Origin of the sequence: Micromonospora sp. L31, assembly GCF_052068075.1 — a bacterium.
GTDB lineage: Bacteria > Actinomycetota > Actinomycetes > Mycobacteriales > Micromonosporaceae > Micromonospora > Micromonospora purpureochromogenes.
This window is the reverse complement of sequence record NZ_JBQHDC010000001.1, coordinates 1,209,470-1,227,884: the sequence shown is the minus strand read 5'-3', so window position 1 is coordinate 1,227,884 and position 18,415 is coordinate 1,209,470. Positions and strand designations below refer to the sequence as shown.

Here is an 18,415-nt window from a genome sequence, read left to right as displayed (position 1 = left end):
GGCCGGGAGCGTGGCCCATGACCGAGCAGCAGCCGTACCGGGTGGTGGCCAGGCACCCCGGTTTCGAGCTGCGCCGGTACCCCGCCCACCTGGTCGCCGAGCTGCGCGTCGACGGATCGTTCCTGGAGGCGGGCAGCGCGGGGTTCCGGCCGCTGGCCGCGTACATCTCCGGGGCGAACCGGTCCCGGCGGAAGGTCGGCATGACCGCCCCGGTGGTGCAGGAGTCCGCCGGCTCCGAGCAGATCGCGCGGACGGCGCCGATGGTGCAGGAGGAGGGTGAGCGACCCGGCTGCTGGGTGGTGCGCTTCGTGCTGCCGGCCGCGCTCACCGCCGCCACCGCGCCCGAACCGGAGGATCCCCGGATCACCATCCGGGAGGTCCCCGCACAGCTCGCCGCCGCCATGCGGTTCTCCGGCCGGTGGAGCCAGAAGGCGTTCGAACAGCGGGCAACCGCGCTGGGCCGGGCGGTCACCGCGGCGGGGCTGAGCCCCACCGGCGCGATCCGGTACGCCCGCTTCGACCCACCGTGGAAGCCCTGGTTCCTGCGCCGCAACGAGGTCGTGCTCCCGGTCGTCGAGTGACCGGGGCCCGGGTCGCGTCGTTGGGGCGTACGTCCCCCGGCGGGACTCGACACTGAGGGTGAAGGGGACGACGATGAGCTCCGCAGGCAACGGCACCGGCATCTTCCGCCGCAAGCCGGTCGAGGAGATCGCCGACACGACCGAGCAGCTGTCCCGCTCGCTGGGGCTGTGGCAGCTCACCGCGATCGGCATCGGCGGCATCATCGGCGCCGGCATCTTCGCCCTGGCCGGGGCGGTCGCCAGCGAGACCGCCGGCCCGGCCGTGCTGGTGTCGTTCCTGATCGCCGGCCTGGCCAGCGCGGCGGCCGCGCTGTCGTACGCGGAGTTCGCCGGCATGATCCCGAAGGCCGGCTCGGCCTACACCTACGGCTACGTGGTGCTCGGCGAGGCGGTCGGCTGGTTCATCGGCTGGGACCTGCTGCTGGAGTACACCGCGATCGTGGCGGTGGTCGCGATCGGCATCTCCGGCTACTTCGGCTTCCTCCTCGGCGAGCTGGGCCTCGACCTGCCGGCCTGGATGCTCGGCGCGCCGGGCACCGGCGACGGGCACGTGGTCGACCTGTTCGCCGTGGTGCTCTGCCTGCTCATCGCGTACCTGCTCACCCTGGGCATCAAGACGGCAGCCCGCTTCGAGACGTTCGTGGTCGGGCTGAAGGTCGCCGTGGTGCTGCTGGTCATCGTGGTCGGCTTCTTCCACATCCGGACGGCCAACTACTCGCCGTTCTTCCCGTTCGGCCTCAGCGGGGCGTTCACCGGCGCGGCCACCGTCTTCTTCGCCGTCTTCGGGTACGACGCGATGAGCACCGCCGCCGAGGAGTCCCGGGACGCCCGCCGGCACATGCCCAAGGCGATCATCTACTCACTGCTCATCTCGATGGTGCTGTACGTGCTGGCCACGCTGGTGCTCACCGGCATGCAGAACTACCGGGAGATCGACCCGGAGAGCGGCTTCTCCTCGGCGTTCGCCTCGGTGGGCCTCTCCGGCCTGGCCAGCGTGATCGCCGTCGGCGCGATCATCGGCATCCTCACCGTGATGTTCACCTTCATGCTCGGGGTGACCCGGGTGTGGTTCTCGATGAGCCGGGACGGACTGCTGCCGTCCTGGTTCGCCAAGGTGCACCCGGTACGTCGGGTGCCGACCCGGGTCACCTGGATCGTCGGGGTGGGCTCCGCGCTGATCGCGGGCTTCCTGCCGATCCGGGAGGCGGCGGAGCTGACCAACATCGGCATCCTGCTGGCCTTCGTGGTGGTCTGCATCGCGGTGATCGTGCTGCGCTACCGCCGCCCGGAGGCGCCGCGCACGTTCCGGCTGCCGGGTATGCCGGTGGTGCCGGCGGTCGGCGCGCTCTTCTCGGTCTGGCTGATCACCTTCCTGGCCCCGGAGACGTGGCTGCGGTTCGCGGTCTGGTTCGTGATCGGCGCGGTCATCTACGCCCTGTACGGCTACCGCCGCTCGGCGCTGGCCCGGCGCGGCCCGTCCGGTCCCGGCGGTCCCTCCGGTCCGGGCGCCGCCGGCCGGGGCTGACCCCCGGCCGGGTGCCCGAGGGCGTTGGGCCAGGCCAGCAGCAGCCCCAGCACCAGGCCGGTGAGCAGGCCGGCCAGCGACCAGAGCGCGTCGGTGTCCATGGCGTCGACCGCGATGTTGCCCGCCCGGGCGGTGAGCACGGCGCCCACCGGCAGGGCGGCCTGGGCCAGCAGCGCCAGCCAGCCCACGGTCGGCAGGCCGAGGAGCATCGCGACGGCGGCCATGGCGTGCCGCCGCCACGGCGGGCGGCCGCCCGGGCGGTCCCAGGACAGCAGCGTCGTACCGGTCAGCAGGACCACCCCGAGGGCGAGGACCGGCCACCACCGGTGACCGGGTGGGAGAAGCCGGCCGACGGCCAGGCCGACCGCGCCGGCCAGCGCGAGGCCGAGCGCCCACCACCGGCGCTCCCGGCCGGGCGCGGGGGCGGCGGCGAGTGCGCAGCCCAGCGACGCGGCGAGCGACAGCGCCGCCGCGGCGAGGCAGGCCGGGGTGAGCTCGGGCTCCCGGTCGGTGGGCGACCGCAGCGCGCCGGCCACCACGACCAGCGTCGCGGCGACGGCAGCCGCCATGCCCAGGGCGCGGCGGTGCTGCCAGTGGACCGGCCGGCCGGGTCGCCCGTGCCGGCGGACCAGGAACGCGGTGAGCAGGCCGACCGCCGCCCAACCGCCGGCCACCAGCAGCACGGTCGCCGGGACGCCGGTGACGTCGGCCCGGTCGAGCAGCACGTCCGCCACCACCGCCCCGGCGCCGAGCACCAGCGCGGGGTGGGTCCACCGGCGGTCGCCCCCGCCGGCCAGCACCAACCCGAGGGCGACCAGCAGGATGGCGAGGAAGCGGACGTCGCGCGCCCAGTAGGTGTTGATACCCGCCAACCGTTCCGGCCACGGCCCGATCGGCTCGGTCAGCGGTTGCAGGACGGTCATGCCGACCGCCCAGAGCACCACGGCGGTGGCCGCGAGGAGCAGGCCGGCGGCGGGGCGTAGGGCGCGCATCCTGGCACGGTAGTCCCCCGCCGCCGTGATCGTGGTGTCCGTTATCAGGGCGCTTCGCGCCTTCACGTGAGTAGCGGGTCTGCCTAGGCTGGGCGGTACCGGGCGTCGACAGGTGAGGAGGCTCCGTGGCCGACGTGGAGATCCCGACCGCTCAGGGGACGCTGCCCGCGTACCTGAGCGAACCGGAGGGTGACCGGCCGCGGCCCGGCGTGGTCGTCGTCCACGACGCCTTCGGCCTGACGCCGGATGTCCGCCGCCAGGTGGACTGGCTGGCGGGCGAGGGTTTCCTGGCGGTGGCCCCCGACCTCTACTCGTGGGACAAGCGGGGCCGCTGCGTGCGCGCGACCTTCCGCGCGCTGCTCAGCGGCACCGGCCGCGCGTTCGACGAACTGGACGCGACCCGCGCCTGGCTCGCCGGACGGCCGGACTGCACCGGCCGGATCGGGGTCATCGGCTTCTGCATGGGCGGCGGCTTCGCCTTGCAACTCGCGCCCGGGCACGGGTTCGCCGCCGCGAGCATCAACTACGGGCAGGTACCGAAGGCCGCCGAACGGCTGCTGGCCGAGGCGTGCCCGGTGATCGGCAGTTTCGGCGGAAAGGACGTCAGCCTCCGGTCGGCCCCGGCCAGACTGGAGGCGGCGCTGACCACCAATGAGGTCCCGCACGAGGTCACCGTCTACCCGCAGGCGCGGCACGGCTTCCTCAACCACCACCGGCCGGGCGAGCTGACCCGGATGCAGCAGGTGGTGGCCCGCGTCGGTGGCGGGCCGCACGAGCCGTCGGCGACCCAGGCCCGGCGCCGCATCGTCGCCTTCTTCGACCGGCACCTGAGCACCGCCGGGGAGCCGGCATGATCCGGTACGCGGGGCTGCTGCGCGGCGTCAACGTCGGCACCACCCGGCTGTCCATGGCCGACCTGCGCCGCCTGGTCGCCGATCTGGGGCACGCCGACGTGAAGACCTACCTCCAGTCGGGCAACGTCGTGTTCGGCAGCACCTCCACCGACGCCGCCCGGCTGGCGAAGGGCATCGAACAGGCGCTCGCCGGCGAGCTGGGGTTGACCGTGCCGGTGCTGGTCCGCAGCGGCGCGGAGCTGGCAGCGGTGGTCGACGGCAGCCCGTACGCCGGCCGGCAGGACGACCCGACCCGGTTGCTGGTCGCCTTCCTGGCCACGGCCCCGACGAAGGCGAAGGTCGCGGCGCTGACCGTGCCCGGCAACGAGAACGTCGAGTTCACCGTGGCCGGTCGGGAGGTCCACCTGCACTTCCCCGACGGCGGGTACGGCCGGTCGAAGTTCACCAACGCGTACCTGGAGAAGCAGCTCGGTGTGGTGGCCACGACCCGCAACTGGAAGTCGGTGCGGGCCCTGCGGGACCTGACCGCGTCCTGACCGGAGCGGCCGGGGCCACCATATCGGTCCGGAACTGCTCGTCCGTCCGGCTGGTCGGCGGTTTTACGATCTTGCCTCGGGTCGGTGCCTCTCGATACGCTCCCGCGGCTATCTCACCTGAGAAAGGATCGCAGTGACCGCTCCCGTTACCGTCGGCACCCAGAAGTCCTGGGTCGTCGCGCTGCTGCTCTGCTTCTTCGTCGGTTTCCTCGGCGTGCACCGCTTCTACGTCGGCAAGGTCGGCACCGGCGTCCTCCAGCTGGTCACCTTCGGTGGCCTCGGGATCTGGACCCTGATCGACTTCATCATGATCCTGGTCGGCTCCTTCAAGGACAAGCAGGGCCAGCCGCTCGCCAAGTGATTCGGGCGTACGCCGGCGGGGCCGGGATCCTCGCGATCCCGGCCCCGCCGCGTCCCCGCTCAGAAGTGGTACGCCGTCCCGTACTCCGGCACCAGCACGCGGGTGCGCGGCGAGGCCCGGCGGACGGCGGCGACCAGGTCGTCGAGGCGCCGCCGGTCGGCGGGACCGACGACCGGCGGGTTGGCCAGCGGGGTCTCGAAGTTGTCCCAGTGCACCGGCACCACGACCTTCGGGTGGTCCAGGGCGGCCATCAGCCGGGGCACGTAGTCGGCGGTCGCGGTCGTGGACTGCAACGCCACCATCGCCACGTCCGGGGCCAGCCCGGTGAGGTTGCGCTCGGCGAAGTCGCTGGCACCCATGAAGAACACCGCCGGACCGCCGTCGACGCGCACCTGGTACGCCAGCGTGTCCCCCTCGGGCAGGTCGGCGATGGTGGCGGGCCGGGTGGGCTGGCTGACCCGTACGCCGGGGAAGGCCATCGACCAGCCGGCGTTGCGGCTGTGCAGGGAGCTGACCACCTCGACGGTGTGGTCGCCGAAGTCGAGCACCTCCCCGCCCTTGACCGGGCTGAGCTGGCTCGCCGGCAGCCCGTACGCCAGCCCGAGGTGGTACGCGGTCAGCGTGCCGAAGACCCGGGCGCCGGTCTTCTTCGCGATGTGCGGCACGTCGTTGTAGTGGTCCCAGTGGGTGTGGGTGACCAGCACGGTGGTGGCCCGGTCCACGAGGGAGTCGACGACGGCGGTCTCGACGGTCAGCGGGGTGGCCGGGTCGAAGGCGCCGCGGAACAGCCCGGTGTCGTAACGGCTCAGGTACGGGTCGACCAGGACGGTGCGGTCGCCGATGTCGATCCGCCAGCCGGAGGTGCCCCACCAGCGGAAGCCCACCACACCCTGGCGGGTGCGGCCGGCGGCGGCGGTCGGCGCGGCCTGCGCCGGCGTCCCGGTGGCGAGTCCGCCGGCGGTCACCATGGCGGCCCCGGCGGCGGTGGTACGCAGGAAGCGGCGGCGGTCTAGCGGGCGTGCGGACATGGTGGATCCTCCCCGTCTGCGGTGTGCGCGGTCGGTCCCACCTCACCACCACGCCCGCCGCCCCGTCCAAGATCGAAGACCGGCGTGGGCGATATCCGGAGCGATATCGGTCCAGCTCACCGCCGCCTAAGTGGCGTGTGGGTGTGCGGAAAGTCAGGCCGCCCGCAACGCCTCCACCGCCGTCCGGGCGGCGTCCCCCATGGCCAGGTCGACGTCGATCCGGCGGGTGGCGAGGCGCTCGGTGCGGGCGAAGACCGCCATCGCGTACCGGCTGCCGTCCGGGTACTCGGCCACCCCGGCTTCCAGGTGCAGCCCGGGCAGGGTGCCGGTCTTCGCGGCGACGCGTACCCCGGCCGGGAAGCCGGAGGCCAGCCGGGTCCAGAAGAGCTGCCGCGACATCAGCTCCCGGACGGTGGCGCAGGCCGCGGCGGGGCCCGCCTCGTCCCGCCAGACCAGGCCGAGCAGCCGGGTGATCTCCCGGGCCGTGCTCGACGTGGTGTGCGCGGGGTCGAAGACCCGCATCGCCCGGACCCGCTCCTCGGGCAGGGTCGGGAAGATGCGGGCGAAGTCCGCCTCGGTGCGGGCGCCCACGTCCGCGAGCATCAGCTCCACCAGCTGCCTCGGTCCACCGAGGATCCGGGTACGCGGCAGGTCCAGCTCGGCGGCGAGCATCGGCAGCACGTCCGCGCCGACCCGGCGCAGCAGCAGGTCGGCGGCGGTGTTGTCGCTGACCGACATGGCGAAGTACGCCAGGTCGCGCAGGGACACCTCGACGTCGTCGGCGCAGCCGGCCACCCCCCACCCGCCGAGCCGGTCGCCGGCCCGGACCAGCACCCGCTCGCTCGCGTCGAGCTGTCCGGCGGCGACCTGCCGGGCGAACTCCAGCACCAGCAGGATCTTGAACACGGAGGCGATCGGGGTCTGCTCGTCCGCCCGCACGGCGATCGCCCGCTCGGCCGGACCGTCCACGGGTACGACGTGCAGGCTGCCGGTGATGCCGGCCCGGGCGAAGATCTCCTCGACGCGCTGCTCCGCTGCCACCCCGGCACGGTAACCGGTGGCTGCCGTAGGGTCCGGGCGTGACCTGCTCCGCCACCTGCGGCACTTCGTGGTGGTCGCCCGCGAGCTGCACTTCGGCCGGGCGGCCGAGGCGCTGGGCATGGCGCAGCCGCCGCTGAGCCAGTCGATCCAGCGCCTGGAACGCGAGCTGGCGGTGGAGCTGTTCGACCGGTCCCGGCGGCAGGTGCGGCTGACCACCGCCGGACAGCTGCTGCTCGGCGAGGCCGAGGAGCTGCTGGCCGGCGAGCTTCGGGTACGCCACCTGATGCGTCAGGCGCCGGCCAGGCCCGGTACGCCGCTCGGTGAACCTGGGTCACTATCGCTCCCCCGCCAGACCCATCAACGGATCCTGGCTGCCTTCAGCCGGAGCACGCTGGCGGTAGACCCGATCTAACCGCTCGCGCTATCGCCTGGGCTTCAGGAAAATGAAGATCGCGATTAGCACGGCGGCGAGGGCGCCCAGAATCCAAGCACCGAGGGTAAACAGCATGTCGCGGGTAGCGGGGAAGATCAGGAGGATGACGAGGCCGACCAGGAGCCCACGCAGCGGTGAGGGCTTCTTCTTCCCGCCTTCCCTCTCTGCTCCACTCATCCAGGCAGCTCCTCTGTAGGGCGCGGGCCCTCGTCGCACAGCCGCAAGTACCGGCACCGCAGCCGGCTTGTCACGCTGACGGCGGATGTCACGCCGCGCCCAAGCGGATGCACGGTCGGAAGCGTAGCCCTCTACTCCTGCACGAGGTAACCCTGGTGAACCCATGCGGGTCGCGAACGACATCGCCAGCCCGACGGGGAGCTGGCACACCGAGAACACGACGACAGCCCCCCGGTCCGTGCCCGGGGCGTCGTCGTGTTCAGGGTAGAAGAGCGCTGAGCCATTCGCCCTTCCCGATCTGCGCCCGCGGTGCCATGCCGGTCCGGCACGATCGCGGCAGGGGGCCGGATGAGCACGGTGCGCAGCCAGGGCGGCTCGGCCCGGCCGGGGTGACCCTCGGCCGGGCCGAGCCAGTGATGCGGCGGCCGTTCGCACCGATGCTGTCGGCCCCTGTGGACGCGGTGCCGCAGGGGCCGCGCCTGGCCTACGAACCCAAGTGGGACGGCTTCCGCGCCCTCGCCTTCGTCGAGGCGGCCGGCGTCTACCTGCAGTCGCGCGCCGGCAAGAACCTGACCCCGTACTTCCCGGACATCACCCGGCCGATCCGCCACACCTTCCCACCGCAGGTGATCCTCGACGGGGAGCTGATCGTGTGGGAGCGGGGGCGCATCAGCGTCGCCCGACTGCAGCGCCGGATCACCGCCGGCCGGGGCCTGCTGATAATGGCGCGGGAACACCGGCGCACTACGTCATGTGGGATCTGCTCGCCGACGCCGGCGGCCACGTCGCGATCAACGCGCCGCTGTTCGACCGACAGGCCCGGCTGGCGGAGTTGCTCGAGGATGCGCCCGCGCAGCTGACCCGCACGCCGCAGACCACCGACATGGACGAGGTCGGGGAGTGGCCGACCACCTACACCGCGGCCGGGATCGAGGGTGTGGTCGTCAAACGGCTGGACGGCCGGTACGAGCCCGGCCGGCGCGGCTGGCAGAAGTTCCGGGTGCGCGGCGACCGAGGCGATCATCGGCGGGGTGACCAGCAGCCTCGCCAATCCGAGCACGCTGCTCCTCGGCCGGTTCGATCGACGGGGACACCTGCGCTACACGGGAAGGACGCACCCGTTGGCGATGGTCCAACGCCGGGAGCTCGCGCCGATGCTGTCCCCACCCCGGTTGCAGCGCCGGGGCATCGTCGCGCACCCCTGGCCGCAGCCGCTGCCGGAGAGCTGGAGCGGGCAGCTGGACCGACCCGAGCCACTGCGCTACGTGCAGGTGGAGCCGACCGTGGTGGCCGAGATCGAAGTGGACACCGCTTTCGAGCACCGGCGATGGCGCCACCGAATGTGGTACGTGCGCCCGCGGCTGGACCTGTCGGTGTACGACGTGCCCCTGCTGCTCGGCGACGAGGCCTACCCGTTCTGGGACGCCGCGGCCGGAGCGTAGACACCGGGATGGCTCAACGTCCGACCGGCGGTCATCAGATCGGGTGTTTCCCGAGCTGACCGGCGTATACGACGGGACGGCCGGGGGACTGCGCCTGTGAAAGCACTGTGACAACGTTGGATGCATTGCGCTCGGTACGGGGCAGCGCGAATTCAGACCTGGGAGACCACCACTCAATGACGACCCCCTACGACCCTGCCCAGAACCAGCCGCCGGCTCCGGGCCAGCAGCCGATGCCGCCGACCGCCCAGTTCCCGCAGGTGCCCGCCGGGCAGTACCCTCCGCCCCCCGGCCAGTTCCCTCAGCAGCCCGGCCAGTACCCGCCGCCGCCCGGCGGATGGCAGCAGCCCGGCGCGCCGGCGGCGCCTGCTGCCCGCAAGCGGCCCTGGCTGATCCCCACCCTCATCGGCGTCGGTGCGTTCGTCGTGCTGTGCTGCGGCGGGTCGATGGTGATCGGCCTGGCCAGCGACAACGGCAAGAAGACCGACGTGTCCGCCAGCAGCGACATCCCGGCCGTCACCACCAGCACCTCCGCCCCGGCCGCGGCGGCGCCGACCACCTCGGCCCCGGCGCCCGCGCCGGCGAAGACGACCGCAGCCCCGGCCCCGGCCAAGCCGACGACCTTCGGCATCGGCGACAAGGTGCGCGGCGGCGATTTCGAGTTCACCGTCAACAGCGTGAAATGCGGGATCTCCCAGGTCGGCAGCAGCTACTTCAACCACAAGGCTCAGGGCACCTTCTGCCGGGTCAGCGTGACCGCTAAGAACGTCACCAAGAGCGCCCACCTGTTCCACGCCGACGGCACCATCACCGCCCAGGACGCCTCCGGCCGGGAGTACGACGTCGACGGGGAAGCCGCCATCTACGGCAACGACGACGCCAAGGGCTTCCTCGACGAGATCAACCCGGGCAACTCGGTGAAGGCGAACGTCTACTTCGACGTGCCGAAGGGCACCAAGCTGAAGACCATCACGTTCGCCGCCGGCCTGCTCACCCTCGCCGAGGACGCCGTCGTCACTCTGTGACCGGCCCAGCAACAGACGACAGCCCCGGAGAACCGCCGGGGCTGTCGCCGATATCGACGGCCCGCAGGCGTGCAGCAGCTGAACCTACAGGGGCGAGGGTGGCGCCCGCTGGCCGGGCGGCCGTTGGTGAAGCGGACCGCGGCGGCCTGGCCGGATCGCGCGCCGCACCCCGCGGCACCGATGTTCGGCCAGTTCGCGGCCGAGGTGCTGGCCACTGTCGAGCCCGCGCCGCCGGCCGCGGTGGCGCCGTCGGCCCGGCCCTGGCCGGTGCTGTTCGACGCCACAGCCGACTGAACAGTGGTGGGGCCTGTCGCAGATCACCCGGCCGGGCCCGTGAGGGAGCGGCCCGACCGGGTAGGACAGCCGGGTGGCACCACTGCGGCGGACGCCGTGGAAGCGCTTCCGGCGCCCGAGGGGTGCCCCTGACGATGGGAGAGAGAGCCGGATGGCGAACACGATTCCCGACATCCCCCTCAACGACGGCAACATGATCCCGCAGCTCGGCTTCGGGGTCTTCCAGATCGAGCCGAAGGACACCGTCGAGGCCGTGGGCCGGGCGCTGGAGATCGGCTACCGGCACATCGACACCGCCGAGATGTACGGCAACGAGGCCGAGGTCGGCGAGGCGGTCCGCACCTCCGGCCTGGACCGCGGCCAGGTCTTCGTGACCAGCAAGCTCAGCAACGCCTTCCACCGGCCGGACGACGCCCGCCGGGCGTTCGAGTCGACGCTGTCCGCGCTGAAGATGGACTACATCGACCTCTTCCTGATCCACTGGCCGCTGCCCACCCGCTACGACGGCGACTTCGTCTCCACCTGGAAGGTCCTGGAGGAGTTCCAGCGCGACGGCCGGGCGAAGTCGATCGGCGTGTCGAACTTCCAGGTGCCGCACCTGGAGCGGCTCGCAGCCGAGGCGGACGTGGTGCCCGCGGTCAACCAGATCGAGGTGCACCCGTACTTCGGCAACGAGGAGGTGCGCGCGTACGACCGGCGGCACAACATCATCACGCAGGCGTGGTCGCCGATCGCCCAGGGCAAGGTGCTCGACGACCCGACCGTGGTCGACGTCGCCGAGGAGGTCGGCCGTACCCCGGCCCAGGTGGTGCTGCGCTGGCACGTGCAGCGCGGCGACATCGTCTTCCCCAAGTCGACCACCCCCAGCCGGATCGCGGAGAACTTCCAGATCTTCGACTTCGCGCTGGACGACGCGGCGATGGAGCGGATCAGCGGGCTGGACCGGGGCGAGGCCGGCCGGCAGGGCCCCAACCCGGACGAGTTCGACTACCTGCCGAGCTGACAGGTGTAACGCGGCGCGCCGGCACGGCGCACGAAAGAAGGGGCCCCGAACCGGGGCCCCTTCTTTCGCGTACGAAAGGACCGCGTCCGCGCGATGTCGCACCGCCGTACCCCCGCACTCCTGTTGTCGATGCTGGTCGCCCTCGGCGCGGCTGCCTGCGGCCCCGCCGAGGAGGCGACCCCGGCCCGCTGGTCGGCGCCGGTCTCCGCCGCACCGACCCCGCCACCACCGCCCCGGCCCACCCCGACGTCGACCGCCGAGGTGCGCGGTCAGGTCAAGGCCGCGCTGGTGGACCTGACCGACTTCCACCCGGCCATCACGGACGTCACCTCGGAGACCGCCGAGGCGTTCAAGCTGGCCCACCCGTGCCGCGACAACCTCCCGTCGGACCGCAAGCGGACCGCGAACCGGGAGCGGCAGTGGAAGGGCGAGCAGGTCTGGATCCGGCAGTACGTCGTCGGCTACCTCACCGTGCCGGGGCGCAAGCTGGTCGGCGAACTGAAGTCGGCGCTGGCGAAGTGCCGGACCTACCAGGAACCGGACGGCCGGACGACCACCACCGTCGTACGCCCCAAGGCACCGCTGGTGCCCGCGGACGCCGACACCGTCTCCTGGTGCGAGCGGCTGGTCAACGACGACACCTCCTACCTCTGCACGGTGCTGGTGGCGCGCGGCAGCTACGTGCTGGAACTCAACGCCGGTGAGGCCGGCGACCTGGAGAAGTCCGCGAAGCTGCTGACCCGGCTGCACCGGGTCGCCGTCGACCCGTTCCGCGAGGCGACGTAGCACGCCTTCAGATGATGAAGTGCGTCCAGTAGGCCAGCCACACCACGAACAGCGCGCCCTGCACCAGGGCGAGCGCGGCGCTCAACCAGGCGTCCGCCGTGGCGTTGCGGGCCCACCGGGCCAGGACCAGGCCGACCGGGAACGCGGCGATCAGGTAGCGCAGCAGGCTCTTGTACACCGGTGGCCCCATCGACAGCGGCGCGAGCACCATCAGCACGGCGTAGACGAGGTAGGGCAGCCCGAGCCGGCGGAAGCCGGCGACCACGATCACCAGCACGGCGACGGCGAACCAGACCCGGACGGCGTCCCGGGTGTCGCCGGTGAGACCGTTCCAGATCACCGGCAGCGGATTCTGCACCCGGATGCCCCAGCCCTTCTCCTGGGCGTGCTTGTAGGCGAACCAGTCCCCGCCCTTCCACCGGCAGAACGCCATGAAGGTGAGCCAGCCGGCGGGGATCAGCAGCAACGGCCAGCCGGTGCGGACGTACGTCCAGAGGCTGCGCGGGTCGAGCCGGTAGCGGTGCTGGCGGAGCAGGACCAGGGCGAGCGGGACGGCCACCAGGAACCCCACCGAGCGGCTGAGCCCGAGGAAGTAGCCCAGCACGCCCACCGTCACCCACCGTCCCCGCTCGGCGTAGTGGAAGGTGGCCAGCGCCAGGCAGAGGAACAGCGACTCGGTCAGTGCCGCCTGGAACAGGAACGCGGTCGGCAGCAGCACCAGGTAGCGGGTGAACCGGCGCGCGGCGGCGTCGTCGCCGAGCAGCGTCTCGCCCAGCCGCAGGGCGTAGTAGAGCAGCAGCAGGAACGCGACGTTGCTGATCAGCAGCAGCGCCAGGGCGGTGTTGCCGCCCAGCGGGACCGCCACCACCCGGGCCAGGAACGGGTAGAGCAGGGGAAACCCGAAGCCCCCCTTCCACTCGCCGGTGAGCGGCTGCCGGCTCAGGCCGTCGTAGATCAGCGCGTCCCAGGCGAACCACATCGAAATCCAGCGGTGCGGCGAGATCTCCGTCTGGTCGAGGCGCGTGTTGATCTCGTCCGCCGGGGGCGCGGCGGGCGCCCCCTCCCAGGCGGCCAGGGCGATCACCCCGACCAGGCTGAGGACGACCTTCGCGCCGACGAACAGGGCCAGCACGTACCGCCAGCGCTCGGGCACCCGGACGACGAGGTCGCCGGCGTGGCCGAGCAGGCGGTCCCAGCGCCCGGGGAGACCGGTCGCGGGCGCGCGGCCGTCCGCTGCGGTGTCCCGCGGCCCGTCGGTCATCTGGCGCTTCCTCACGGAGTCGGTCCCGATCCGCGACCCACCCACGGCGGCCGCGAACCTGCCGGCCGGGCATCCCCCGCCTACGCCGGCTGACACCTCCGCGCCCCCCACCGCCCGACCCCGAGCGGCATGATCAGGAGTTCCGGGCCGGCGGAGGTGAGACAGCGCAGAGAACGGGTAACCGCGCCTGTCCGACGGACCCGAGGGCAGGGAGCGGCGTGAGGATGGACGAGCGTCACGGCACGGTGGTCATCGGCGCGGGCCCGGCGGGCCTGACCGCCGCGTACGAGCTGCTCAGGCACGGCGCGACGGTACGGGTGTTCGAGGCCGACGAGGTGGTCGGCGGGATCAGTCGTACCGTCGAGCGGGACGGCTGGCGCTTCGACATCGGCGGGCACCGGTTCTTCACCAAGGTGGGCCGGGTCGAGGACTTCTGGCACGAGATCCTGCCCGACGAGGAGTTCCTGCTCCGGCCCCGGATGAGCCGCATCTTCTACCGGGGTGCGCTCTACGACTACCCGCTCAACGCCGGCAACGCCCTGCGCAACCTCGGCGTCCGGGAGGCGGCCCGCTGCATGGGCTCGTACGCCCGGGCGCGGCTGCGCCCGCCCAAGGACCAGTCGCACTTCGAGGGCTGGGTGTCGGCGCGCTTCGGCTGGCGGCTCTACTCGATCTTCTTCAAGACCTACACGGAGAAGGTCTGGGGGATGCCGGCCGACCAGTTGCAGGCCGACTGGGCCGCCCAGCGGATCAAGAACCTGTCGCTGGCCCGCGCGGTGCTCAACGCGCTGCTGCCCCGCCGCAACCGCAAGGACGTGACCAGCCTGATCGAGGAGTTCCAGTACCCGAAGTTCGGTCCCGGCATGATGTGGGAGCGCTGCACGGAGGAGATCCGCAAGCGCGGCGGCGAGGTCAGCACCGGCACCTGGGTGAAGGCCGTGCACCACGAGGGCAGGCGGGCGGTGGCGGTCACCGTCGACGGGCCGGGCGGGGAACGCCGGCTCCCCGTCGACCACGTCATCTCGTCCATGCCGATCTCCGAACTGGTGGCCGCGGTGCGCCCGGCCGCCCCGCCCGAGGTGCTCGAATGCGCCGCCGACCTGCGCTACCGGGACTTCCTGACCGTGGCGTTGGTGGTACCGGAGGAGTTCTCCTTCCCGGACAACTGGATCTACGTGCACGACCCGGCGGTGAACGTGGGCCGGATCCAGAACTTCGGCTCCTGGTCGCCGTACCTGGTCAAGGACGGCCGCACCTGCCTGGGGCTGGAGTACTTCGTGTTCGAGGACGACGAGACCTGGCGGACCTCCGACGCCGACCTCGTCGCACGGGCCACCGCCGAGCTGGAGCAGCTCGGCCTGGTGCGGCCGGGCGCGGTGGAGAGCGGGTACGTGGTGCGGATGCCGAAGGCCTACCCGGTGTACGACGACCGCTACCAGCACAACGTCGACACCATCCGGGCGTGGCTGGCGCGGGAGCTGCCCAACGTGCACCCCGTCGGGCGCAACGGGATGCACCGCTACAACAACCAGGACCACTCCATGCTGACCGCCATGCTGACCGCCGAGAACATCGTGCACGGCGCCGGCCACGACGTCTGGACGGTCAACGTCGAGCAGGACTACCACGAGCAGAGCAACGACAAGGGCGGCGACGGGCGGCGGGGCACCGGCCGGGACGCGCCGACCGTGCCGGCGCGTACCGTCGCCATGACCACCGCCGACCGCGCGGCGGAGCGTCGACCGACCGGGGTCAACTGAACCGTCAGCTGTCCACCCGGTCGGCGAGCCGGCGGAACACCTCCCGGGTGGGCGAGCCGGGCGCGGCGGTGTAGACGATCAGCCGCTGGTCGGTCTCCGGCACCAGCAGCACCCGGCACTCGAACTCCAGCGGCCCCAGCTCGGCGTGCGTCACCCGTTTCACCACCGGACGGCGCTCCGCGACGTCGTGCTCGGCCCAGAGCGCGGCGAACCGGGGCGAGACGCCGAGCAGCTCGGTGACCAGCTCGGCCAGGCCCCGGTCACCGGGATAGCGGCCGTAGGCGGCGCGCAGGTCCGCCACCGAGTCACGCACGAAGCGCAGCATCTCCGGGTCGTCCGGACGCGGGGCGGGTTGGCGGAACATCCAGCGGATCATGTTGCGCTCCCCCGCCGACAGGTCCCCGACGAAGTGCACGGCCAGCCGGTTCACGGCCAGCACGTCGTACTTGGCGTCCACCACGTACGCCGGGGTCTCGGTCATCGCGTCGATCAGGTGGCGCAGCCCGGAGGTGACCTCCCGGCTCGGCCCGGGCACCGGCGGCGGGCTCTGGCCGGCCACCCGGAACAGGTACTCCCGCTCGTCGCGGGTGAGCACCAGGGCCCGGGCCAGCGCGGCGAGCACCTGCCGGGACGGGTGCGGCCCCCGGCCCTGCTCCAGCCGCACGTAGTAGTCGACGGACAGCCCGGCGAGCTGGGCGACCTCCTGCCGGCGCAGTCCCGGCGTGCGACGGCGTACCCCGTCGGGGAGGCCGACGTCGGCGGGGCGCAACCGGGCCCGACGGGTACGCAGGAAGGTGGCCAGTTCGTCGCGGCGCAACCCGGGTGCGGTCATGCCCCCAGCCTGCCGCACGCGCGGACGCCGAGGGTGGTACCGCCGGTCCCAGTCCCGGCCGGTCTCTCCCGGCCGGCGCGGCCCGCCGGCAGGCTCGACGCCATGACCACGACGAACATCGCCCTGATCACCGGGGCCAACAAGGGAATCGGGTACGCCACGGCACGGGAGCTCGCCGCTCGCGGGATGACCGTGCTGGTCGGCGCGCGGGACGCCGGGCGCGGCCGGGAGGCCGTGGCGGCGCTGCGCGCCGGCGGCGCGGACGCCCACCCGGTGCCGCTGGAGGTGACCGACCCGGCGTCGGTCGCCGCCGCCGCGCGGCACGTCGAGGAGGCGTACGGCCGGCTGGACGTGCTGGTGAACAACGCCGGGATCGCCCGGGCGGACGGGTCGGCGCTGCCCAGCGAGACCACCCTCGCCACCCTGCGCGAGGTGTTCGAGACGAACGTCTTCGCGGTGGTGACGGTGACGAACGCGTTCCTGCCGCTGCTGCGCCGCGCCCCTGCCGCGCGGATCGTCAACGTCTCCAGCGAGGTCGGCTCGATCACCGCGATGACCGACCCGGAGAGCTTCCTCTGGCCGCTGACCTCGGTGCCCTACCCGTCGTCGAAGACGGCGCTGAACATGGTCACCGCCATGTACGCCAAGGAGCTGCGGGACACCCCGATCCTGGTCAACGCGGCGAACCCGGGCTACTGCGCGACGGACCTCAACGGTTCCTCCGGCTACCGCACGCCGGAGCAGGGCGCGGAGGTGAGCGTGCACCTGGCGACGCTGCCGGCGGGCGGGCCGAGCGGCCAGCTCTGGGGGCACGTCGCCGCCGACGACTCGTACGGGGTGCTGCCCTGGTGAGCCCTTGACTTCGAGTGCGCTCGAACGTCCAGGGTGGAGGCTCCACGTCGAATGGGAGACCTCATGCGGTACCGCACGATCGGCACGGACCCGCGGACCCGGCGCGAGGTGAGCGTGCTCAGCCTCGGCGCGATGCTCTTCGGCACCGCCACCGACGAGGCCACCTCGTACGCCATCCTCGACCGGTACGTCGAGGCCGGTGGCACCTTCGTCGACACCTCGGACAACTACGCGTTCTGGATGAACGGCGGGCAGGGCGGCGAGAGCGAGGAACTGCTCGGCCGCTGGCGGCGCAGCCGGGGCGTCGGGGACGAGATCGTCGTCGCCACCAAGCTCGGGGCGCGTCCGCTCGCCCCCGGCACCAGCTACACCGACAACGCCGAGGGGCTGTCGGCCAAGGTGATCCGGGAGTCGGCGGAGCGCAGCCGGGAACGGCTCGGCATGGCAAAACTGGACCTGCTGTACGCGCACATCGAGGACCGCACGGTGCCGCTGGAGGAGACCGTGGCCGCCTTCGGCGAGCTGGTCGCCGAGGGCGCGGTGGGGCTGCTGGGGGCGAGCAACCACCGGGCGTGGCGGGTGGAGCGGGCCCGCGCGCTGGCCGCCGCCGCCGGCCTGCCCGGGTACGAGGTGCTCCAGTACCACCACACCTACCTCCAGCGGCGCACCGATCTGCCCAGCGAGCTGGACCCGGACGGCGACCCGGGCTCGGTCGGCGGTGACCTGGCCAGCTACCTGCGGGTGGAGCCGGCGCTGACGCTGGTGGCGTACTCGCCGCTGGTGAGGGGCGGCTACGCCCGGCCGGACAAGCCGCTGGGCCCGGCGTACGACCTGCCGAGCGCGCCCGGCCGGTTGGCCGCGCTGCGGGAGGTGGCCGCCGAGACGGGCGCGACGGTCAACCAGGTGGTGCTGGCCTGGCTGATGGGCGGCGAGACGCCGTCGATCCCGCTGGTGGGCGCCTCCTCGGTGGCCCAGCTCGACGAGAGCCTGGAAGCGGTGGAGCTGGAGCTGACCGCCGCGCAGCGGGAACGACTGGACGGCGCGCGCTGACGGGCCTGGTCAGGCCTTCAGGTCGAGCCGCCAGTCGTTGGAGCGCATCAGGCGCCCGGGCGGATACTCGAACTCGGTCTCGCCCAGCAGGGTGAACCCGACCTTGCGGCAGACCGCGTTCGAGGCCGGGTGGTCCACCGACGGGTACGCGTGCGCCCACCGGTGCCGGCCGTGGGCGCGGGCCTCAGCCACCACGGCGCGTACGGCGGCGGTGGCCAGGCCCCGCCCCTGGTGCTCGGGAAGGATCGCCCAGCCCATCTCGTAGACCGGCTCGTCGTGCCAGACGCGTTCCCAGTAGCCGACGCTGCCGACCTTCACCCCGTCGGGCAGCACCACGGTGAACATCCAGCCGCTGCGGGGACCCGGCCCCTGCAGGTACCGCTCGTGCCGGGCGAGCACCTGCTCGTCGGTCTCCGGGCCGCCGGTGTGGTGCCGGACCTCCGGCGTGTTGAGGCGACGCAGCAGGTCCAGGTCGTCCTCGTCCCACCGCGCGATGCGCACCTCGGCCATCCGTCTCCCCCGTCCGTCGTGGTCGCTCATTGAAGCAACCCCCACCGACGTTCCGGGGTCACGAGCCATCAC

General features: G+C 72.6%; 22 protein-coding genes and 1 pseudogene. 16 read left to right on the top strand and 7 right to left on the bottom strand.

Annotation, left to right across the window (positions count from 1 at the left end; all coding sequences use genetic code 11):
- The first annotated feature begins 17 nt into the window (after positions 1-17).
- Entirely contained in the window at positions 18-581 is a 564-nt protein-coding gene (locus ACTMS9_RS05965) for an SOUL family heme-binding protein (protein ID WP_441144909.1), read from the top strand.
- Between the two features lie 73 nt (positions 582-654).
- A complete protein-coding gene (locus ACTMS9_RS05960) occupies positions 655-2,106 on the top strand; it encodes an amino acid permease (protein WP_441164342.1) in 1,452 nt (483 codons plus the stop codon).
- On the opposite strand, the gene ACTMS9_RS05955 is transcribed toward ACTMS9_RS05960, so the two are convergent.
- A complete protein-coding gene (locus ACTMS9_RS05955; RefSeq protein WP_441164341.1) occupies positions 2,025-3,098 on the bottom strand; it encodes a hypothetical protein in 1,074 nt (357 codons plus the stop codon). The genes ACTMS9_RS05960 and ACTMS9_RS05955 overlap by 82 nt on opposite strands.
- Positions 3,099-3,223: 125 nt before the next feature.
- On the opposite strand from ACTMS9_RS05955, the gene ACTMS9_RS05950 reads away from it, so the two are divergent.
- From ACTMS9_RS05950 to ACTMS9_RS05940, 3 genes are all read left to right on the top strand, one after another.
- Positions 3,224-3,952 carry a dienelactone hydrolase family protein gene (locus ACTMS9_RS05950; RefSeq protein WP_441144915.1) on the top strand — a complete coding sequence of 243 codons (729 nt, stop codon included), beginning with the start codon at positions 3,224-3,226 and terminating at the stop codon, positions 3,950-3,952.
- Positions 3,949-4,488 (top strand): DUF1697 domain-containing protein, encoded by a 540-nt coding sequence (locus ACTMS9_RS05945; protein ID WP_441144917.1) that lies wholly within the window; start codon positions 3,949-3,951, stop codon positions 4,486-4,488. Before ACTMS9_RS05950 ends, ACTMS9_RS05945 begins: the two co-directional genes overlap by 4 nt.
- A 133-nt stretch (positions 4,489-4,621) precedes the next feature.
- Positions 4,622-4,849 carry a TM2 domain-containing protein gene (locus tag ACTMS9_RS05940; RefSeq protein WP_088963721.1) on the top strand — a complete coding sequence of 76 codons (228 nt, stop codon included), beginning with the start codon at positions 4,622-4,624 and terminating at the stop codon, positions 4,847-4,849.
- A gap of 59 nt (positions 4,850-4,908) precedes the next feature.
- Here ACTMS9_RS05940 and ACTMS9_RS05935 read toward each other — a convergent pair whose 3' ends face one another.
- Together ACTMS9_RS05935 and ACTMS9_RS05930 are read right to left on the bottom strand one after the other, a co-directional pair.
- Positions 4,909-5,877 (bottom strand): MBL fold metallo-hydrolase, encoded by a 969-nt coding sequence (locus ACTMS9_RS05935; RefSeq protein WP_441164340.1) that lies wholly within the window; start codon positions 5,875-5,877, stop codon positions 4,909-4,911.
- A gap of 153 nt (positions 5,878-6,030) precedes the next feature.
- The gene (locus ACTMS9_RS05930; protein ID WP_441164339.1) at positions 6,031-6,918 is read right to left on the bottom strand and encodes a serine hydrolase; all 888 of its coding nucleotides are present in this window, start codon (positions 6,916-6,918) and stop codon (positions 6,031-6,033) included.
- Positions 6,919-6,934: 16 nt separating this feature from the next.
- On the opposite strand from ACTMS9_RS05930, the gene ACTMS9_RS05925 reads away from it, so the two are divergent.
- Positions 6,935-7,330, top strand: coding sequence for a helix-turn-helix domain-containing protein (locus ACTMS9_RS05925; protein WP_441164338.1), 396 nt, complete (start codon positions 6,935-6,937; stop codon positions 7,328-7,330).
- A 9-nt stretch (positions 7,331-7,339) separates the two neighbouring features.
- Here the strand turns inward: ACTMS9_RS05925 and ACTMS9_RS05920 are convergent, their stop codons facing one another.
- Positions 7,340-7,528 carry a hypothetical protein gene (locus ACTMS9_RS05920; RefSeq protein ID WP_441144923.1) on the bottom strand — a complete coding sequence of 63 codons (189 nt, stop codon included), beginning with the start codon at positions 7,526-7,528 and terminating at the stop codon, positions 7,340-7,342.
- Between the two features lie 314 nt (positions 7,529-7,842).
- Between ACTMS9_RS05920 and ACTMS9_RS05915 the strand changes: the two genes are divergently transcribed.
- The 7 genes and pseudogenes from ACTMS9_RS05915 (at position 7,843) to ACTMS9_RS05885 (ending at position 12,078) form a co-directional block, all read left to right on the top strand.
- Positions 7,843-8,388: an ATP-dependent DNA ligase gene (locus tag ACTMS9_RS05915; RefSeq protein WP_441164337.1), complete on the top strand. Its 546-nt coding sequence runs from the start codon at positions 7,843-7,845 to the stop codon at positions 8,386-8,388.
- Positions 8,319-8,465 (top strand): annotated as a pseudogene (locus ACTMS9_RS05910) (ATP-dependent DNA ligase); the annotation flags it as partial. The gene ACTMS9_RS05915 and the pseudogene ACTMS9_RS05910, both read left to right, overlap by 70 nt.
- A 94-nt stretch (positions 8,466-8,559) precedes the next feature.
- The gene (locus ACTMS9_RS05905) at positions 8,560-8,970 is read left to right on the top strand and encodes a hypothetical protein (protein ID WP_441164445.1); all 411 of its coding nucleotides are present in this window, start codon (positions 8,560-8,562) and stop codon (positions 8,968-8,970) included.
- 176 nt (positions 8,971-9,146) lie between these two features.
- Positions 9,147-9,995, top strand: a complete 849-nt coding sequence (locus ACTMS9_RS05900; protein ID WP_441144927.1) for a DUF4352 domain-containing protein — start codon at positions 9,147-9,149, stop codon at positions 9,993-9,995.
- Between the two features lie 126 nt (positions 9,996-10,121).
- The gene (locus ACTMS9_RS05895) at positions 10,122-10,289 is read left to right on the top strand and encodes a hypothetical protein (protein ID WP_441164336.1); all 168 of its coding nucleotides are present in this window, start codon (positions 10,122-10,124) and stop codon (positions 10,287-10,289) included.
- 151 nt (positions 10,290-10,440) lie between these two features.
- Positions 10,441-11,292, top strand: a complete 852-nt coding sequence (locus ACTMS9_RS05890) for an aldo/keto reductase (RefSeq protein WP_441164335.1) — start codon at positions 10,441-10,443, stop codon at positions 11,290-11,292.
- A 93-nt stretch (positions 11,293-11,385) separates the two neighbouring features.
- Positions 11,386-12,078: a hypothetical protein gene (locus ACTMS9_RS05885; protein ID WP_441144933.1), complete on the top strand. Its 693-nt coding sequence runs from the start codon at positions 11,386-11,388 to the stop codon at positions 12,076-12,078.
- 7 nt (positions 12,079-12,085) lie between these two features.
- Here the strand turns inward: ACTMS9_RS05885 and ACTMS9_RS05880 are convergent, their stop codons facing one another.
- Complete coding sequence (locus ACTMS9_RS05880; protein ID WP_441164334.1) at positions 12,086-13,339, bottom strand: hypothetical protein; 1,254 nt, start codon at positions 13,337-13,339, stop codon at positions 12,086-12,088.
- A gap of 224 nt (positions 13,340-13,563) precedes the next feature.
- Here ACTMS9_RS05880 and ACTMS9_RS05875 point away from each other — a divergent pair, with 224 nt between their 5' ends.
- Positions 13,564-15,099 (top strand): NAD(P)/FAD-dependent oxidoreductase, encoded by a 1,536-nt coding sequence (locus ACTMS9_RS05875; protein WP_441164333.1) that lies wholly within the window; start codon positions 13,564-13,566, stop codon positions 15,097-15,099.
- A 4-nt stretch (positions 15,100-15,103) separates the two neighbouring features.
- Here the strand turns inward: ACTMS9_RS05875 and ACTMS9_RS05870 are convergent, their stop codons facing one another.
- On the bottom strand, positions 15,104-15,931 hold the full coding sequence (locus ACTMS9_RS05870; RefSeq protein WP_441164332.1) for a helix-turn-helix transcriptional regulator: 828 nt from the start codon (positions 15,929-15,931) through the stop codon (positions 15,104-15,106).
- Positions 15,932-16,033: 102 nt separating this feature from the next.
- Between ACTMS9_RS05870 and ACTMS9_RS05865 the strand changes: the two genes are divergently transcribed.
- Together ACTMS9_RS05865 and ACTMS9_RS05860 are read left to right on the top strand one after the other, a co-directional pair.
- Positions 16,034-16,783, top strand: coding sequence for an SDR family oxidoreductase (locus ACTMS9_RS05865; protein ID WP_441164331.1), 750 nt, complete (start codon positions 16,034-16,036; stop codon positions 16,781-16,783).
- A 63-nt stretch (positions 16,784-16,846) separates the two neighbouring features.
- Positions 16,847-17,833: an aldo/keto reductase gene (locus ACTMS9_RS05860; protein ID WP_441164330.1), complete on the top strand. Its 987-nt coding sequence runs from the start codon at positions 16,847-16,849 to the stop codon at positions 17,831-17,833.
- 9 nt (positions 17,834-17,842) lie between these two features.
- Here the strand turns inward: ACTMS9_RS05860 and ACTMS9_RS05855 are convergent, their stop codons facing one another.
- Positions 17,843-18,343, bottom strand: coding sequence for a GNAT family N-acetyltransferase (locus tag ACTMS9_RS05855; protein ID WP_441164329.1), 501 nt, complete (start codon positions 18,341-18,343; stop codon positions 17,843-17,845).
- Positions 18,344-18,415: the final 72 nt, after the last annotated feature.

Coding starts and splice junctions, on each gene's coding strand:
- ACTMS9_RS05965 (WP_441144909.1), top strand. CDS start 18: ATGACCGAGCAGCAGCCGTACCGGGTGGTGGCCAGGCACCCCGGTTTC.
- ACTMS9_RS05960 (WP_441164342.1), top strand. CDS start 655: ATGAGCTCCGCAGGCAACGGCACCGGCATCTTCCGCCGCAAGCCGGTC.
- ACTMS9_RS05955 (WP_441164341.1), bottom strand. CDS start 3,098: ATGCGCGCCCTACGCCCCGCCGCCGGCCTGCTCCTCGCGGCCACCGCC.
- ACTMS9_RS05945 (WP_441144917.1), top strand. CDS start 3,949: ATGATCCGGTACGCGGGGCTGCTGCGCGGCGTCAACGTCGGCACCACC.
- ACTMS9_RS05935 (WP_441164340.1), bottom strand. CDS start 5,877: ATGTCCGCACGCCCGCTAGACCGCCGCCGCTTCCTGCGTACCACCGCC.
- ACTMS9_RS05920 (WP_441144923.1), bottom strand. CDS start 7,528: ATGAGTGGAGCAGAGAGGGAAGGCGGGAAGAAGAAGCCCTCACCGCTG.
- ACTMS9_RS05915 (WP_441164337.1), top strand. CDS start 7,843: ATGCCGGTCCGGCACGATCGCGGCAGGGGGCCGGATGAGCACGGTGCG.
- ACTMS9_RS05900 (WP_441144927.1), top strand. CDS start 9,147: ATGACGACCCCCTACGACCCTGCCCAGAACCAGCCGCCGGCTCCGGGC.
- ACTMS9_RS05890 (WP_441164335.1), top strand. CDS start 10,441: ATGGCGAACACGATTCCCGACATCCCCCTCAACGACGGCAACATGATC.
- ACTMS9_RS05885 (WP_441144933.1), top strand. CDS start 11,386: ATGTCGCACCGCCGTACCCCCGCACTCCTGTTGTCGATGCTGGTCGCC.
- ACTMS9_RS05880 (WP_441164334.1), bottom strand. CDS start 13,339: ATGACCGACGGGCCGCGGGACACCGCAGCGGACGGCCGCGCGCCCGCG.
- ACTMS9_RS05875 (WP_441164333.1), top strand. CDS start 13,564: ATGGACGAGCGTCACGGCACGGTGGTCATCGGCGCGGGCCCGGCGGGC.
- ACTMS9_RS05870 (WP_441164332.1), bottom strand. CDS start 15,931: ATGACCGCACCCGGGTTGCGCCGCGACGAACTGGCCACCTTCCTGCGT.
- ACTMS9_RS05865 (WP_441164331.1), top strand. CDS start 16,034: ATGACCACGACGAACATCGCCCTGATCACCGGGGCCAACAAGGGAATC.
- ACTMS9_RS05860 (WP_441164330.1), top strand. CDS start 16,847: ATGCGGTACCGCACGATCGGCACGGACCCGCGGACCCGGCGCGAGGTG.
- ACTMS9_RS05855 (WP_441164329.1), bottom strand. CDS start 18,343: ATGGCCGAGGTGCGCATCGCGCGGTGGGACGAGGACGACCTGGACCTG.